16 protein-coding genes and 1 pseudogene are annotated in these 13,917 nt (G+C 57.9%); 15 read left to right on the top strand and 2 right to left on the bottom strand.

The features are described from left to right. The 9 genes and pseudogenes from LGN17_RS09200 to LGN17_RS09160 all read left to right on the top strand — a co-directional run bounded on the left by LGN17_RS09200 (position 1) and on the right by LGN17_RS09160 (position 5,331). The gene (locus LGN17_RS09200) at positions 1–624 is read left to right on the top strand and encodes a hypothetical protein (RefSeq protein ID WP_226196090.1); all 624 of its coding nucleotides are present in this window, start codon (positions 1–3) and stop codon (positions 622–624) included. 364 nt (positions 625–988) lie between these two features. Next, complete coding sequence (locus tag LGN17_RS09195; RefSeq protein ID WP_226196088.1) at positions 989–1,390, top strand: barstar family protein; 402 nt, start codon at positions 989–991, stop codon at positions 1,388–1,390. Positions 1,391–1,671: 281 nt separating this feature from the next. Then, positions 1,672–2,115 carry a hypothetical protein gene (locus tag LGN17_RS09190; protein WP_226196086.1) on the top strand — a complete coding sequence of 148 codons (444 nt, stop codon included), beginning with the start codon at positions 1,672–1,674 and terminating at the stop codon, positions 2,113–2,115. Positions 2,116–2,426: 311 nt separating this feature from the next. Further along, positions 2,427–3,047: a hypothetical protein gene (locus tag LGN17_RS09185; protein ID WP_226196084.1), complete on the top strand. Its 621-nt coding sequence runs from the start codon at positions 2,427–2,429 to the stop codon at positions 3,045–3,047. Positions 3,048–3,250: 203 nt separating this feature from the next. Further along, positions 3,251–3,490: pseudogene (locus LGN17_RS09180) on the top strand (RHS domain-containing protein); the annotation flags it as partial. Between the two features lie 43 nt (positions 3,491–3,533). After that, positions 3,534–3,782, top strand: coding sequence for an RHS repeat-associated core domain-containing protein (locus LGN17_RS36670; RefSeq protein ID WP_226196458.1), 249 nt, complete (start codon positions 3,534–3,536; stop codon positions 3,780–3,782). A gap of 288 nt (positions 3,783–4,070) precedes the next feature. Further along, on the top strand, positions 4,071–4,559 hold the full coding sequence (locus LGN17_RS09170) for a hypothetical protein (protein WP_226196082.1): 489 nt from the start codon (positions 4,071–4,073) through the stop codon (positions 4,557–4,559). A gap of 124 nt (positions 4,560–4,683) precedes the next feature. After that, a complete protein-coding gene (locus LGN17_RS09165; protein ID WP_226196080.1) occupies positions 4,684–4,989 on the top strand; it encodes a hypothetical protein in 306 nt (101 codons plus the stop codon). 186 nt (positions 4,990–5,175) lie between these two features. After that, a complete protein-coding gene (locus LGN17_RS09160) occupies positions 5,176–5,331 on the top strand; it encodes a type I toxin-antitoxin system SymE family toxin (protein ID WP_226196078.1) in 156 nt (51 codons plus the stop codon). Positions 5,332–5,424: 93 nt separating this feature from the next. On the opposite strand, the gene LGN17_RS09155 is transcribed toward LGN17_RS09160, so the two are convergent. After that, on the bottom strand, positions 5,425–6,048 hold the full coding sequence (locus tag LGN17_RS09155; protein ID WP_226196076.1) for a hypothetical protein: 624 nt from the start codon (positions 6,046–6,048) through the stop codon (positions 5,425–5,427). An 812-nt stretch (positions 6,049–6,860) separates the two neighbouring features. On the opposite strand from LGN17_RS09155, the gene LGN17_RS09150 reads away from it, so the two are divergent. From LGN17_RS09150 to LGN17_RS09130, 5 genes are all read left to right on the top strand, one after another. Then, positions 6,861–7,979: a branched-chain amino acid ABC transporter substrate-binding protein gene (locus LGN17_RS09150; protein WP_059584440.1), complete on the top strand. Its 1,119-nt coding sequence runs from the start codon at positions 6,861–6,863 to the stop codon at positions 7,977–7,979. 183 nt (positions 7,980–8,162) lie between these two features. After that, positions 8,163–9,089: a high-affinity branched-chain amino acid ABC transporter permease LivH gene (livH, locus tag LGN17_RS09145; protein WP_226196074.1), complete on the top strand. Its 927-nt coding sequence runs from the start codon at positions 8,163–8,165 to the stop codon at positions 9,087–9,089. An 11-nt stretch (positions 9,090–9,100) separates the two neighbouring features. Further along, positions 9,101–10,372 (top strand): high-affinity branched-chain amino acid ABC transporter permease LivM, encoded by a 1,272-nt coding sequence (locus LGN17_RS09140; RefSeq protein WP_226196072.1) that lies wholly within the window; start codon positions 9,101–9,103, stop codon positions 10,370–10,372. Then, positions 10,369–11,142, top strand: coding sequence for a high-affinity branched-chain amino acid ABC transporter ATP-binding protein LivG (gene livG, locus LGN17_RS09135; protein WP_175953164.1), 774 nt, complete (start codon positions 10,369–10,371; stop codon positions 11,140–11,142). The genes LGN17_RS09140 and livG overlap by 4 nt, the downstream gene beginning before the upstream one ends. After that, positions 11,142–11,843 carry an ABC transporter ATP-binding protein gene (locus LGN17_RS09130; RefSeq protein WP_011354263.1) on the top strand — a complete coding sequence of 234 codons (702 nt, stop codon included), beginning with the start codon at positions 11,142–11,144 and terminating at the stop codon, positions 11,841–11,843. The genes livG and LGN17_RS09130 overlap by 1 nt, the downstream gene beginning before the upstream one ends. Positions 11,844–11,925: 82 nt before the next feature. Here LGN17_RS09130 and LGN17_RS09125 read toward each other — a convergent pair whose 3' ends face one another. Further along, complete coding sequence (locus LGN17_RS09125) at positions 11,926–12,777, bottom strand: LysR substrate-binding domain-containing protein (RefSeq protein ID WP_226196070.1); 852 nt, start codon at positions 12,775–12,777, stop codon at positions 11,926–11,928. 132 nt (positions 12,778–12,909) lie between these two features. Between LGN17_RS09125 and LGN17_RS09120 the strand changes: the two genes are divergently transcribed. Next, positions 12,910–13,890, top strand: coding sequence for a hypothetical protein (locus tag LGN17_RS09120; protein WP_226196068.1), 981 nt, complete (start codon positions 12,910–12,912; stop codon positions 13,888–13,890). Positions 13,891–13,917: the final 27 nt, after the last annotated feature.

Raw genomic sequence — 13,917 nt, 5'->3', positions numbered from 1 at the left:
ATGGCAAGAGTTGAGAAAAACGAATTTGAAAATGTTCTTCTGGGTGTGTTGCGTGACCGGTTCTCGGAGAAATCGGGTGTAACAGTACGGAAGAATTTGTCTATTTCAATCAAGACGCCGTCGGGTAAGGCAGAACTCAATTTGGTATACGTGAAATGGGCGCATGGGTATTATTTGGTGGGATTTGCCGATCACGTTGGGTTGGGAGAATTCATCGCAGAATGCATGATCCCCTACAAGCCGCGCAGTCTCTCGAATCATCAATACTGTTTCTCGACTTTGTCTGAGAAGAATAAATTCTTTGCTAATTCATCCAATGGGCATTTCGGAATTCCATCTCGGGATGAGTGGGTTGGTGGTGCATGTGATGAAATTGCAAATAAAATCACGGGAACTTATTTCCCGCGCCTGGAGAGTATGTTGAGTCTTGATTTAAAGATAATCGAGATTGCTTGTTCTGAGCCTGGTGATTTTTCCTATCCGTTGGTAACGGCGCTGTATGTTGCGAAGGCCAACGGTTTGAGTGTGTCAGAGTTTGACGTGGAAAAATTCGTCAAGGCTAAAGCGTCTGGAGATGTCAAGTACGATAGAAATATCGTCGAAACCAATCTGCAATCTGAGTAGCATTGGATTGTCATAGTTACTAGAATTGGGGTTTTAATGAGAATGTGATTGATTTATATACAATGAATTGTATTTTTAAGAAAATGTGTAACATGTTGCTGGAGTAAATTGTCGATGAAATTCTATCGTATAAGCCGATACAATGGTGATTCATACGAATGAGAGATATGAGCTCCCTATGAATTGAATCCATGCGGGTTGCTGCTGGCTCGGACGCGATGCCGGTCGCGTCGTGAAGTTCGGATACAAACGCGTTGCGGTTCGAGACGCTGGACGAACGAAAATCGCGAGACGTGTCGATTCCACTCGGGCATATTATGCCGATACGGAAAATCCTGCTTTTGATCAGATTAGGTGATTCGTGATGCTGGATAAGCCAGGGCTTTATGTGGTCGACTCGGTCGAAGCGAAACATATTGCTGAAGAGTGTAGTCGCAGCGGTTGGCTAGTTATTTTTTTGCCTTCGGGGATTGCATCCAAGGATCAGTTTTATGATGCGATTTGCAGAGAATGCCCACTAGATCCACCGTTGAACAGCAATCGAAGCTGGGATGCTCTGGCTGATTCAATGTGGTCAGGTTTGGATGAGCTAGAGGATGAGAAAATCGCTATCTTCTGGCCAAATTCAGAGCTTATGAAAACAGCAGAACCCGATGCTTTTGCTATTGCGACGAATATACTTGCCGATTTATGTGTTTCATTGGGAGATCGGAATGTGACGGCATCTGGAACGAAGACACTTCTGGTTTTTCAAACTAAAAGTTAAGCTCAAACAAGGGGCTGGTATGTGGGCCTTTACGTCTCTATTGGCAATAGCAGTCAACTGTCTGCGCTTAGCGGCAGTTCTAACACGCTGCCACGGTCTGAGTTCCGCACGCTCGATCCATCTCCCGCGTAACGCTTGTGGAACTACTAATCGAGGGAGGCATTCGATGAATACAAGCACGAATGCGAATATGACACGTGTGGCCATAGCATAATCGTGCAGCAAGGACAGGTCGAGACTCGGTTCAAGTGTGATCCGGTCGAGCGTATGACGGCAGCGTAATGATAACCGCTCAAACATATATTAAGCTCAAGAAGGGATTTGTTGATTTCCATGGTTTTATAGGGGAGATCAATGATTCTGATTACATTGAGGGGGCGATTGAGCTTTGTGTGAATGGGGTTGTCATTATTGATAAGACTATGTGGGATTGTGTTGATCAATTGTGGGCGTATTTGGCAGAGGGCGTGGTGTGCATTGCCAAAGGGGATGGGTTTAAAACTTACTTTCCGGATCAGCCCATTGAAATAAGTTTTGGTATTCAAGGAGGCAAGGTGATTGTTGCTGTGACCGTTTATGAAACTGTGAAGGTGGTTGTGGATCGATCAGAGTTTGTCTCTGAAATGAAGCGGCTTGCGGTTGAGTTTTTTGAAGGCATGAAGGGTAAGGGTGAAAGGTATAAGGATAGTTCGGATTTTTATTTGAATAAATTGAATTCGATATAATTGATGGGCGGTAAATTTGATCTGCTGTTGGAGCGACTTCGTCTCGACGGACAGCCACGGTAACTATCACGTTTTCGAAGCCAAACCTAGATCAGGACGTCTTACGAAGAATCAAAGCGCGTCTAGTGTATTTGACATGACGAGTCCATCGAATACCGTCAACGGCGTTGGTGGTGGGGTAATTACGCCATTAGCGGGAAAAGCTGGGAAGTTCGAGATCGCAACTGGCAATAGAGATATAGGTGAGGTGCTGGGGTGCGTGGTGCTTCGTACGATGCGATATTCCATGTGCTGAAATGTTGAGGTGCAAGATGAGTGCAGAAGTGAAGGGGATATTTGAAAAAAGACTGCAGGAAACTCTCGGGGAAAATGTAAGCGAGAGTGGCATCAAGGTATCAAAGGGTGAGATTCTTGTCGGTCGGGAAGGTGCGGGTAATGGGCGCATCGGATTCAGGTTCCTGAAAAATGCAAACGGCTACATTCTTTCTGCTGCCGCTGATTCTCCTGACCTTCAGGAATTTTATAAAAACAGCAATCCTCCGTACAAGCCGAAGATACCGACGGGTCTGGTTCTTGCGATGAATACATCTATGGAGGTAGTAAAGTCGTTTTCTCCGAATATTGGTGGGGCAGTTGATTTGCCACGGAATGATATGGAGATTGAGTCGACGTGTCGATGGATATGCGAAAAGGTGGTAAATGTTTATCTGCCGAGAGTGATAAATGTGGTGGAAATCAAGTCTGGATTGATTCGGGATGTGATGGATAATCCAAGTTACTATTCTTACCCGTTTCTGACCATTATTTTTGCGGCGAAGAGAAATGGTGTTGGGTTGGATGGGCTCGATGTTGATTATTTGATGGGGAAGAATGTATCCAGGAATAAGTCGTTTGACGAAAATGTTTTGAAGGAGTGTTTTGGGTGTGGTTGACTAGTGGGTTTTGATGAGGGGTGGTTGAAATAGGGTGACGATAAAATTTCATAAGAAATTTACGAGTATCCTGACGTTATTGTTGAGTCCTGTGAATGCAAATCCGAACGCGAAGATCTACTGCTTATATGCGAACGTGAGCAGGGCGCCGGATTCGTAAGCTCAATGGTGGTTACGCGAGTACCAATTTCCTATGGGACGGCATGCGGCTCATGCAGGAGACGTATCACGATCGTCAGGGTGAGGCAGCGCTGACGTACTTGTACGAGGCCAATAGTTATGTGCCGCTTGCGCGGATCGATCAGGGCAAGCCGGCGGCTAACAGTGCCGATGCGAGGGATGCGGTTTACGATTTTCACAACGACGTGTCAGGGTTGCCGGAGGAACTGACGGACGCGGACGGAGAGTTGATCTGGCAGGCCCGCTATAAGGTTTGGGGTAACGCGGTGCAGGAGGAGTGGATCGCGCGGGCGCCACCATCGTGGAGTGAAGCGCAGGCAGCGGCATCAACGCTGGCTCACGCGCCACGACCGCAAAACCTGCGCTTCCTGGGGCAACGTCTGGATCGAGAGACCGGCCTACAACACCTTCCGGTTCTACGATCCGGACATTGGGCGTTTCATTACACGCGATCCAATCGGGTTGTACGGCGGGGAGAATTTGTATCGCTATGCCGCGAATCCGCTTTTATGTGGGCCGATCCATTGGGTTGGGCGCCTCACCAAGCCACGATGACTGTATACGCGTCGGATGGGACAATGAGATTTATGGAAGCACTAAAAAGTGGTGGTACCACGGGGACTTCCTGGTCAGAGCAAATCGCATCGCACACGGAATCGAAAGGCATTATTGACCCTTGAATTCAATCAGGTGACCGAGTGGTCGTTACAGATGCAACCTTGCCGCCGTGTTCGGGATGTCGAGAACATGAACGTAGCTCAGCGTCGAAGAATCTGACGGTCGAATACCATTGGGCCGACGGCAAAATACAGTCAGGCTCGTGGTTCACCGACGCGGACAAGGGTGCGAAAGCTGTCGCTCGAAGAAATGCAAGAAAGGGGCTGGGCTCAAGCGGTTGTTCACGATAAGGAGTTTGTGGTGAAACTAACGATACATCCGATTAAAGTTGATTTTGTATATGATGAATTGGATACAAATGCGGTCACCTTCAAGATGAAGGATGGGTATCTTTTGATTCAGACATGTGTCTACCTCGAAGACGACGAACGATTGAATGAGCCTGCAGTTGAATTAAACGATCAGGGAAGCTCGCAATGTGGTGGGCTGGCTAATATTGTTTTTCTCCCTCGTGAGGTGGAGGTAGGGTTTCGGGAGGGCGATTATTTTCTCGGCGAGTACTCTGCTATTTCAATTATGCTCGATGAATTTGTGGATGTGAAGTTGGTTGATTTTTTTGTCAACCATTTGTTTCTCGGTGGTGTTGTGGCATATGGTGATGATTTCGATCCTGCGAGAAAGGTTGCTCAAACTTCGAAAAGGAATTATCTTTGATGTTGTCATTTGGGTGTTGTTGTTTTGATTTGAGTGGGGATTGTATTCGTCCGTAGTCATCGCATTGCTCATCGTATTCGACTTGTTAAATAATGTCGGTGAGATTATTTGAAAAGAGAAAAATTTGAAGATTGTGAATGGTTTGAGTGCACTTATTCTTGCAAGATCAGGCTTGCCGAAGATCGGTTGGATATTTGTAGATAAGGGATTCAACAAAAATTCTGCCGATGCGTTGATGACTGCAACGTTTCAAATTCCTGAAGATGAGGATGACGAGTTTTACGGTGAAGATCATCTTGCGTCGTGGCTGGAAGTGCCGACATTTCTCGCCGTTCTAGACGTATGTGGGAAGAGCCTTAAAGACCCGACCATAGTGGATTTTGCGAACGCAGCAATTCACTATCTGAAGAGTGATGATTTTTGGGAGTAAGGGTAGTACGTTTCACTAGCTGGGCCCCGTATTCAAGAATTTTTTGAGATCGTCCGCGACGGGCACCTGCCCGTATACCGCGACCTTGAAGTGGGTCGAAGAAACCAGGCAGGTCAAGACGTTTACGATAATCTTGAGTCAAAGACCAGGGGGCGACATGCTGAACGTTTCGTAACGATCCAGGAAATGTTGGGTACGCCGAAAACGTACCTCAAGCCGGATAAGTTCTACCTGTACATGAAGATTGGTGGAATGTGGCTGATCAGCGATGCGTGTTTTGTTCCGGGCCGAAAGGCGCGAATCGATATTGAGCCTGGCAGGCTGATCATCACGCAGTTGTAAGAGCGACGCCGCAGGATGCGGCCGCGCTGCGCGACGTCGCGCAGCGCGCCGGGTAGGGCAACGGCTATCAGCTGTATCACCCGCCCCAGCGCATCACCACGCGATATTGCAAGACGACCGCGACGTCCCCGCACCGCCCGTTGCCGTGCAATGCGTGCCCGCGCCGTTGTCGTAGAACGTGCGCGTCTCCGGCTGCGGCACAGACGGATCAAACGGATTAGGCGCACGATGCGGGCCACGCGCAGCATCGTACGGACGAGCCGGTGCATACGAGCCGCCACTACCAACGGGTCGCGATCCGTTAGCCCGCAGATATTCATTCCAGTTCTGCTCGCGCTGCTCGTATCCGGGCAACGCGCGACCGAGACTATCGCTGCCACCCGCGCCGAGCGCGACGCGATTCGCGGGCAAGACCCAATCGGGTTCGTGTTCCGACAAAGGCTGCGGTGCCACAAGCGTATCGCCCGACACACGCAGCGGCCGCGTATCCGGCGTATCGAACGGGCTTCGCTCCACGGGCGCGGCGTACTGCACGCGGCGTCGGCTCATTCGTGCCGCATGCTCATCATCACGAGCAGCAGCACGCCGCTCCGAGCGAAACACATTGGCACCCGCCGACCGATCGACGAGCGTATCTCGGCCCGACGCATCGGCGGCAGAAACAGAAAGCGCACACGCAAACGCGGCGGCGGAAGAAAGACGGAAGGGATGATTCATCAGCGATCCGAATCAGGTGATGTGCATTGAAAAAAACGGCAGATCACTGGCTGGCGGCTGGGCAACGGACGGCCGTCGAAGCGGCCCTGAAGCGACTACGAAGCGCGGCGGACGCGGCTCGGAGGAAGGCTGGCTGGATTGCAGAGGCGAATTCGTATTATTTCATATTTATAACGAAGACCTTTCTAATCGACGAAAGCCGTCGGCAAATAGAAGGCATGAGCCGCTCAACCTGACGCACTGCAATGGTGCCCACCAACCCAATCATCAGTTGTTTGAAGCGTGAGGATGCGACCCTTTACCCACCCCGACACGAGCCGTGCAAGATCGCCTGTCACCCGATCGCAATCCCGACAAGGCACGGCAGCAGAAAACCCCCACCAATAGCAACTAAATTGCACCACCAGCCTACGTTATCGCGCTTCCAAGGTTGCGCCGTCATCGCTACCGACCGCCACCCGATCCCTACGTGTTTTCCCTCACTCGACCGGCATTTTTGACAGACGATTTAAAAACGCCCATATAATTTCGACTGCCTTGCCAATGGCTGTCGGACCATCCCTCCGATCAAGCGATTTGGCAAGCGGGGCAGGCGAAACGCTTGCGCAATGCAAGACGCATCACGATGTCTTTCCGAACCAGACGTCCCCTTCGGGGACTGCAAGAGCCGGGCCCCGCTACGCAACATTCCGCCGGAGTTCCGTCTTCTATGTGTCTCGGGCGTGTCCCATGTCCTCGCCCCGGGTGCTGTTCGATTGCGCAAGTCATGCCGCCTTTGCCCGTATGACTAAACAACATCGAGGAGCTCCCAGATGACGCTGTCCCGTCTTACGTCCATTTCCGTCGCCGCCGTGCTGTTCGCCGCGGGCGCCGCCGCCGCGCAAGCGGAAACCGTGAAGATCGCCATCGCTGGCCCGATGAGCGGCTCGGTCGCCCAGTATGGCGACATGGTGAAGGCCGGCGCGCTGACCGCGATCGAGCAGATCAACGCGGCAGGCGGCGCGGGCGGCAACAAGTTCGAAGTGGTGATGATGGACGACGCATGCGAGCCGAAGCAGGCCGTCGCCGTCGCCAACAAGATCGTCAGCCAGAAGATCAAGTACGTGATCGGCCACGTGTGCTCGGGTTCGACGATTCCCGCGTCCGACATCTACGAGAACGAAGGCATCGTGATGGTCACGCCGTCGGCCACCGCGCCGCAGCTGACCGAAGGCAAGAAGCGCCACTTCATCTTCCGCACGATCGGCCGCGACGACCAGCAAGGCCCGGCCGCCGCGCATTACATCATCAACAACGTGAAGCCGAAGAAGGTCGCCGTCCTGCACGACAAGCAGTCGTACGGCCAGGGCATCGCGTCGTCGGTGAAGAAGGACCTCGAAGCCGCGAAGATCCCGGTCGTGCTGTTCGAAGGCATCAACGCCGGCGATTCCGACTACTCGGCGATCATCACGAAGCTGAAGTCGCAAGGCGTCGATTTCGTCTACTTCGGCGGCTACCACCCGGAAATGGGCCTGCTGATGCGCCAGGCGCGCGAGCAGGGCGTGAAGGCCACGTTCATGGGCCCTGAAGGCGTGGGCAACAAGGACGTGACGGCGATCGCCGGCCCGGCTTCGGAAGGCATGCTCGTCACGCTGCCGGCCGACTTCTCGGCCGACCCGGCCAACGCGGCGCTCGTGAAGGCGTTCGCGGACAAGAAGCGCGACCCGAACGGCCCGTTCCAGATGCCGTCGTACGCAGCGGTGAAGATCATCGCCGACGCGATCGCGGGCGCGAAGACGACCGATCCGACCAAGGTCGCCGCGTACATGCACAAGACGACGTTCGACACGCCGATCGGCAAGGTCGCGTATGACGCACAGGGCGACCTGAAGGCGTTCAAGTTCGTCGTCTACACGTGGCACAAGGACGCGACGAAGACCGCCGCCAAGTAACACGGAGTACCCGCCCGCGCACCCGCCCCGTCCGAGACCCGGACGGGGCGGGTGCGTATTGGCCGCGCATCCGCTCGGTGCGCGGCCAGCGGGCGGCCCGAGACGACACCGTGCGTTGCGCGCGGCCGAACGCCGTGATCCGGCGGCGGCATGCGACCCAGCGCCAACGGGAGCTTCCCGCACATGACTGACTTCTTTCCGCAATTCGCCCAGCAACTGGTCAACGGCCTGACGCTGGGTGCGATCTATGCGTTGATCGCCATCGGCTATTCGATGGTCTACGGCATCATCGGCATGATCAACTTCGCCCACGGCGAGATCTACATGATCGGCGCATACGTGGGCCTCGTGACCCTGACCGCGATCGGCGTCTCCGCCGGTTATCCGCTGCCGCTCGTGCTCGGCGCCGCCCTGATCGTGTCGGTGATCGTCACGGGCCTGTACGGCTTCACGGTCGAGCGCGTCGCGTACCGGCCGCTGCGCGGCGGCCCGCGCCTGGTGCCGCTGATCTCCGCGATCGGCATGTCGATCTTCCTGCAGAACTACGTGCAGATCGGCCAGGGCGCACGCGACGTGTCCGTGCCGGTGCTGATCTCCGGCGCGTTCGACATCCACCTCGGCGGCGACTTCGACGTGACGATTCCGTATTCGCGGCTGATGATCGTCTGCGTGACGGTCGTGCTGATGATCGCGCTCACGCTGTTCATCTCGCATTCGCGGATGGGCCGGGCGTGCCGCGCGTGCGCCGAGGACATGAAGATGGCGAACCTGCTCGGCATCGACACGAACCGCGTGATCTCGTTCACGTTCGTGCTCGGCGCGATGCTGGCCGCCGTCGGCGGCGTGCTGATCGGGCTGACGATCGGCAAGCTGAATCCGTATATCGGCTTCGTCGCGGGCATCAAGGCGTTTACCGCCGCGGTGCTCGGCGGGATCGGCAGCATCCCGGGCGCGATGCTCGGCGGCGTGCTGCTCGGCCTCGCGGAAACCTTCGCCGCAGGCTACATGCCGGCCGAGTACAAGGACGTCGTCGCGTTCGGCCTGCTCGTGCTGATCCTGCTCTTCCGCCCGACCGGCCTGCTCGGCAAGTCGGACATCGAAAAGGTTTAAGGGAGACGCAGATGAGTACAGTCATTTCCGTTCGCCGCCCGGCCGCCGACGCATCGTTCGGCCAGGCGCTGAAAAATGCCGTGGCCGCCGCGTTCCTGACGGCGATCCTCACGATCCCCGTGCTCGGGCTGCAGTTGAAGCTCGACGGCTACCAGGTCGTGCTCACGCCGCACTGGCGGCCGGTGTGGATCGCGGTCGCGGCCGTGTTCCTGTTCCAGTTGTTCAAGCCGTGGCTCGTGCGCGCGAAATCGGCGGTGAAGCTGCCGGCGCTGCCCGCGATGGGCGCGCAGCAGCAGCGCGCGGTCGTGTGGGTGCTGCTCGCGGTCGGGCTCGTGTGGCCGTTCTTCGGCTCGCGCGGCGCGGTGGACGTCGCGACGCTCGCGCTGATCTACGTGATCCTCGGCCTCGGGCTGAACATCGTGGTGGGTTTCGCGGGGCTGCTCGATCTCGGCTATGTCGGGTTCTACGCGGTCGGTGGCTATACGTACGCGATGCTGAACCAGTACTTCGGGCTGTCGTTCTGGGAATGCCTGCCGCTCGCCGCGATCGCGGCGGCGACGTTCGGCTTCCTGCTCGGCTTCCCGGTGCTGCGCCTGCGCGGCGACTATCTCGCGATCGTCACGCTCGGCTTCGGCGAAATCATCCGCCTGCTCGCGAACAACCTGACCGATCTCACGGGCGGCCCGGACGGCATCTCGGGCATCGCGAAGCCGACGGTGTTCGGCTTCGAGATGGCACGCTCGGCGAGCGTCGAAGGCGCGAAGACCTTCCATGAGCTGATCGGGCTGGAATACAGCGGCGAGCACATGGTGATCTTCCTGTACCTGATCGCGTTGCTGCTGGTCGGCTTCACGCTGTTCGTGACGAGCCGCCTGATCCGCATGCCGATGGGCCGCGCATGGGAAGCGCTGCGCGACGACGAGATCGCGTGCCGGTCGCTGGGCCTGAACCCGACGCGCATCAAGCTGTCGGCGTTCACGCTCGGCGCGGCGTTCGCGGGTATCGGCGGCGCGTTCTTCGCGGCGCGCCAGGGCCTCGTGAATCCCGAATCGTTCACCTTCATCGAATCGGCGCTGATCCTCGCGATCGTCGTGCTCGGCGGGATGGGGTCGCAGCTCGGCGTGATTCTCGCGGCGATCCTGCTGACCGTGCTGCCGGAAGTCGCACGCGGCTTCGCCGAGTACCGGATGCTGATCTTCGGTCTCGTGATGGTGTTGATGATGATGTGGCGTCCGCAGGGCCTGCTGCCCGCGAGCCGTCCCCACGTGGAGCTGCCGCAATGAGCGCGAATGCAGAACTGTTGAAGGTCGCCGGGCTGCAGATGCGCTTCGGCGGGTTGCTCGCGGTGGACGGCATCGATTTCGACGTGCGCCGCGACGAGGTGTTCGCGATCATCGGGCCGAACGGCGCGGGCAAGACCACGGTGTTCAACTGCGTCGGCGGCTTCTACAAGCCGACGGGCGGCGCGGTCGAACTCGACGGCCATCCGATCGCGGGGCTGCCGAGCCACAAGATCGCGGTGAAGGGTTTGGTGCGCACGTTCCAGAACATTCGCCTGTTCAAGTCGCTGACCGTCGTCGAGAACCTGCTCGTCGCGCAGCACCGCAAGGTGAAGTCGGGGCTGCTGCCCGGCCTGTTCGCGACGCCTGCGTATCGCCGCGCCGAGAAGGAAGCGCTCGAACGCGCGGCCGTGTGGCTCGAACGCATGGGGCTGAAGTCGGTCGCCAACCGGCCGGCCGGCACGCTGTCGTACGGGCATCAGCGGCGTCTGGAGATCGCGCGCTGCATGATCACCGAGCCGCGTTTGCTGATGCTCGACGAGCCGGCGGCCGGCCTCAACCCGCAGGAGAAAATCGAACTCCAGCACCTGATCGACAAGTTGCGCCGCGAGTTCGGCGTATCGGTGCTGCTGATCGAACACGACATGAGCCTCGTGATGGGCGTGTCCGACCGCATCCTCGTGATGGAGCACGGCCGGCCGATCGTGATCGGCACGCCGGAAGCGGTCCGCAACGACCCGCGCGTGATCAAGGCGTATCTGGGGGAAGAGTGATGCTGAAGCTGGAACAGGTCCATACGCACTACGGCGCGGTCGAGGCGCTCGCGGGCGTGTCGATCGAGGTGAACAAAGGCGAGATCGTCACGCTGATCGGCAGCAACGGCGCCGGCAAGACGACGCTGATGATGACCGTGTGCGGCACGCCGCGCGCGTCGTCGGGCCGCGTGCTGTTCGAGGGCAAGGACATCACCGCGATGTCGACGCACCAGATCATGCGGCAGGGGATGGCGATCTCGCCTGAAGGGCGGCGCGTGTTCCCGAGCCTGACGGTGCTCGAGAACCTGAAGATGGGCGGCTTCTTCGCGAGCCGCCACGAGATCGACGACGGCATCGAGCACGTGTTCAAGCTGTTTCCGCGCCTGAAGGAGCGGGCGGCGCAGCGGGCCGGCACGATGTCGGGCGGCGAGCAGCAGATGCTCGCGATCGGCCGCGCGCTGATGAGCAAGCCGCGCCTGCTGCTGCTCGACGAACCGACGCTCGGCCTCGCGCCTCTCGTGATCGCGCAGATCTTCGACATCATCCGCACGATCCGCGACGAAGGCGTCACGGTGTTCCTCGTCGAGCAGAACGCGAACAAGGCGCTGGGGGTGGCCGATCGCGGCTACGTGCTGGAAACGGGGCGCGTGGTGCTCGCCGATACGGGCGCGAACCTGCTCGCGAACGACCGGATCAAGCAGGCTTACCTCGGCGGCTGACGCCGGATGCCGCCGGCCTGCAACGGGCCGGCGGCGCTTCTTCTTTCGCTGGCTCGTGCCGGGCCGGTTCGCGGCCTGGCCTTCATCCGATCCTGAACGTGCTTTTGAGTACGTCGCGCAGATGCAGCGCGGCGCGATTGCTGTCGTCCGTCAGGATGGTGATCAGGTGCGGCGGAAGATCGGGCAGCACGATCCCGGCGACGTGGCTTGTCAGGTTGCCGGAGACGCGATCGTGTTCGATGAGGCCGACCGCGAGGCCGTTGGCGATACACGCTTCGACTGCCGGCGAACTGGCGCTTTCGAGCAGCATCCGGTGCGCGATCTTCGCCTTCTTCAGCGCGTTCAGCGCGGTGTCGCGGTACGGGCAGCCCTGCAATTGCACGGCGATCGGCAGCGGCGCATCGGGATTGAACTTGAAGGTCCGCGCGGCCACCCATACCGGATGCGTCTTGCTGAGCAGTTCGCCGTGCGGCGGCACTTTCTGTACCACGGCGATCGTGATGTCCAGCTGGCCGCGCGCGAACAGCGACTGCAGCTCTTCGCTGGAGCGCGCCTCGACGGTCAGCTCGAGCAGCGGCCGGTCGGCGGCGAAGCGCGGCAGGAATTCCGCCATGAAGTGCGCGGCGTACGAATCGGGGATGCCGAGCCGCAGCTTGCCGGTCAGCATCTGCGGCGACAGCGATTCGACGAGCCGGTCGTGGCTCAGCAGGAACTCGGTGGTATCGCTCAGCAGCTTGTGGCCGTACTGCGTGAGTTCGACGGCCTGGTTGTTCCGCGTAAACAGGCGCTGCGCGACCATTTCCTCGAGCTTCTGAATCTGCGCCGTGACCGACGACGGGCTGCGATTCACATGAGCGGCCGCATCCTTGAAGCGGCCGAGCTTCGCGACGGCGTGGAAGGTACGCAGCAGGTCGACGTCCAGGGTGCGCGGCATGATTTGGTTTTTCCGAATCATTGATTCAGGTAATGTCGATTGACGGAATTATTGGGCATCCCATATTCTCGGTCAACAGGCAGACAACGGCAGGCAGCCGGTCGCGCGTTGCACGTATCCGGGGAACGATTCATGTCGATCAATGATTTCGTTGTAGATGCATTGGTGCGGGACAGGAAGTTGAAGGCCGAGTCGGTATGGACGGTCGAGAATCACGAAAAGTATTCGACGCTGAAGCGCAGCGACGATGATGCGAGGAGAAAGGCAGCCGGGCGCGAGGTGTTTTCGCTGATGCGGAACCTGAACGAACTGGGCGTGCGCAGTCCCGCGCTGTGCGCGGACCGCGACGGCAACGGTTCGTTACGCGAAGCGATCGGCAAGTTGAGCGAGCGGCTCGCGACGCTGTCGCGCGGCCGCGATGTGCATTACATCGAGCTCGGGCCGGAGCCGGTCAAGACGACCGAACTCATGAAGGCCGTCAGCGGTGGCGGCCCGGACCATCTGCGCTACACGGCCGTCGACATCAACGAGTCGTCGGAAGACGCGATGCGGCACGCGATCATGCCGTTCCTGAAAACGCCCGGCTGCTTCAACTACATCGCCGACGATTACCGGAACGTGCAATGGAACCGCATCGACGCGGGCCAGGACGTGACGTTCATCACGATGCTCGGCTTCCAGGAAGGCAACGAGCTGCCCGTGACGATCGGCCGGCTCATCCGCAATCTCGGCGGCAAGTCGACCTACGTCGTGTCGGAGATGCAGTTGCTGGTCGAGGGGCGGGAAGAGCCCATCTATAACTTCTACCGGAACGAGAACATGGTGCGGTTTTCGGAAGTCGTCAGCCGGCAGCAGGGCTTCGAGCCGCTCGGCGAGCACCATGTGTCGATCGTCCGGCTCAATCTGCTCGGCGACCAGTTCCATGTGGCGGTAACGCTGCAACCCGTATCGAAAGCCGGGGCCGACGGGCATCTGATCACCAACGTCTGCCTGAAATACACGCCGGAGCAATTCCGCCATGTCCGCCACAGCCACGCCAATTGCCGCGTGATCGACGAACTGCACAGCGGCGACGGCAGCGTCGTGTACCAGATCGCCCAGTTCAAGGGCTGAATGCCGCAACGACGACAGCGAGGCACG

It is taken from the genome of Burkholderia sp. AU30280 (assembly GCF_020420125.1).
GTDB lineage: Bacteria > Pseudomonadota > Gammaproteobacteria > Burkholderiales > Burkholderiaceae > Burkholderia.
This window is presented reverse-complemented; position numbering and strand designations above follow the sequence as displayed.

What these genes read in the sequence shown, in the direction of transcription:
- LGN17_RS09200 (WP_226196090.1), top strand. Translation starts at nt 1, where the DNA reads ATGGCAAGAGTTGAGAAAAACGAATTTGAAAATGTTCTTCTGGGTGTG.
- LGN17_RS09195 (WP_226196088.1), top strand. Translation starts at nt 989, where the DNA reads ATGCTGGATAAGCCAGGGCTTTATGTGGTCGACTCGGTCGAAGCGAAA.
- LGN17_RS09190 (WP_226196086.1), top strand. Translation starts at nt 1,672, where the DNA reads ATGATAACCGCTCAAACATATATTAAGCTCAAGAAGGGATTTGTTGAT.
- LGN17_RS09185 (WP_226196084.1), top strand. Translation starts at nt 2,427, where the DNA reads ATGAGTGCAGAAGTGAAGGGGATATTTGAAAAAAGACTGCAGGAAACT.
- LGN17_RS09160 (WP_226196078.1), top strand. Translation starts at nt 5,176, where the DNA reads ATGTTGGGTACGCCGAAAACGTACCTCAAGCCGGATAAGTTCTACCTG.
- LGN17_RS09155 (WP_226196076.1), bottom strand. Translation starts at nt 6,048, where the DNA reads ATGAATCATCCCTTCCGTCTTTCTTCCGCCGCCGCGTTTGCGTGTGCG.
- LGN17_RS09150 (WP_059584440.1), top strand. Translation starts at nt 6,861, where the DNA reads ATGACGCTGTCCCGTCTTACGTCCATTTCCGTCGCCGCCGTGCTGTTC.
- livH (WP_226196074.1), top strand. Translation starts at nt 8,163, where the DNA reads ATGACTGACTTCTTTCCGCAATTCGCCCAGCAACTGGTCAACGGCCTG.
- LGN17_RS09140 (WP_226196072.1), top strand. Translation starts at nt 9,101, where the DNA reads ATGAGTACAGTCATTTCCGTTCGCCGCCCGGCCGCCGACGCATCGTTC.
- livG (WP_175953164.1), top strand. Translation starts at nt 10,369, where the DNA reads ATGAGCGCGAATGCAGAACTGTTGAAGGTCGCCGGGCTGCAGATGCGC.
- LGN17_RS09130 (WP_011354263.1), top strand. Translation starts at nt 11,142, where the DNA reads ATGCTGAAGCTGGAACAGGTCCATACGCACTACGGCGCGGTCGAGGCG.
- LGN17_RS09125 (WP_226196070.1), bottom strand. Translation starts at nt 12,777, where the DNA reads ATGCCGCGCACCCTGGACGTCGACCTGCTGCGTACCTTCCACGCCGTC.
- LGN17_RS09120 (WP_226196068.1), top strand. Translation starts at nt 12,910, where the DNA reads ATGTCGATCAATGATTTCGTTGTAGATGCATTGGTGCGGGACAGGAAG.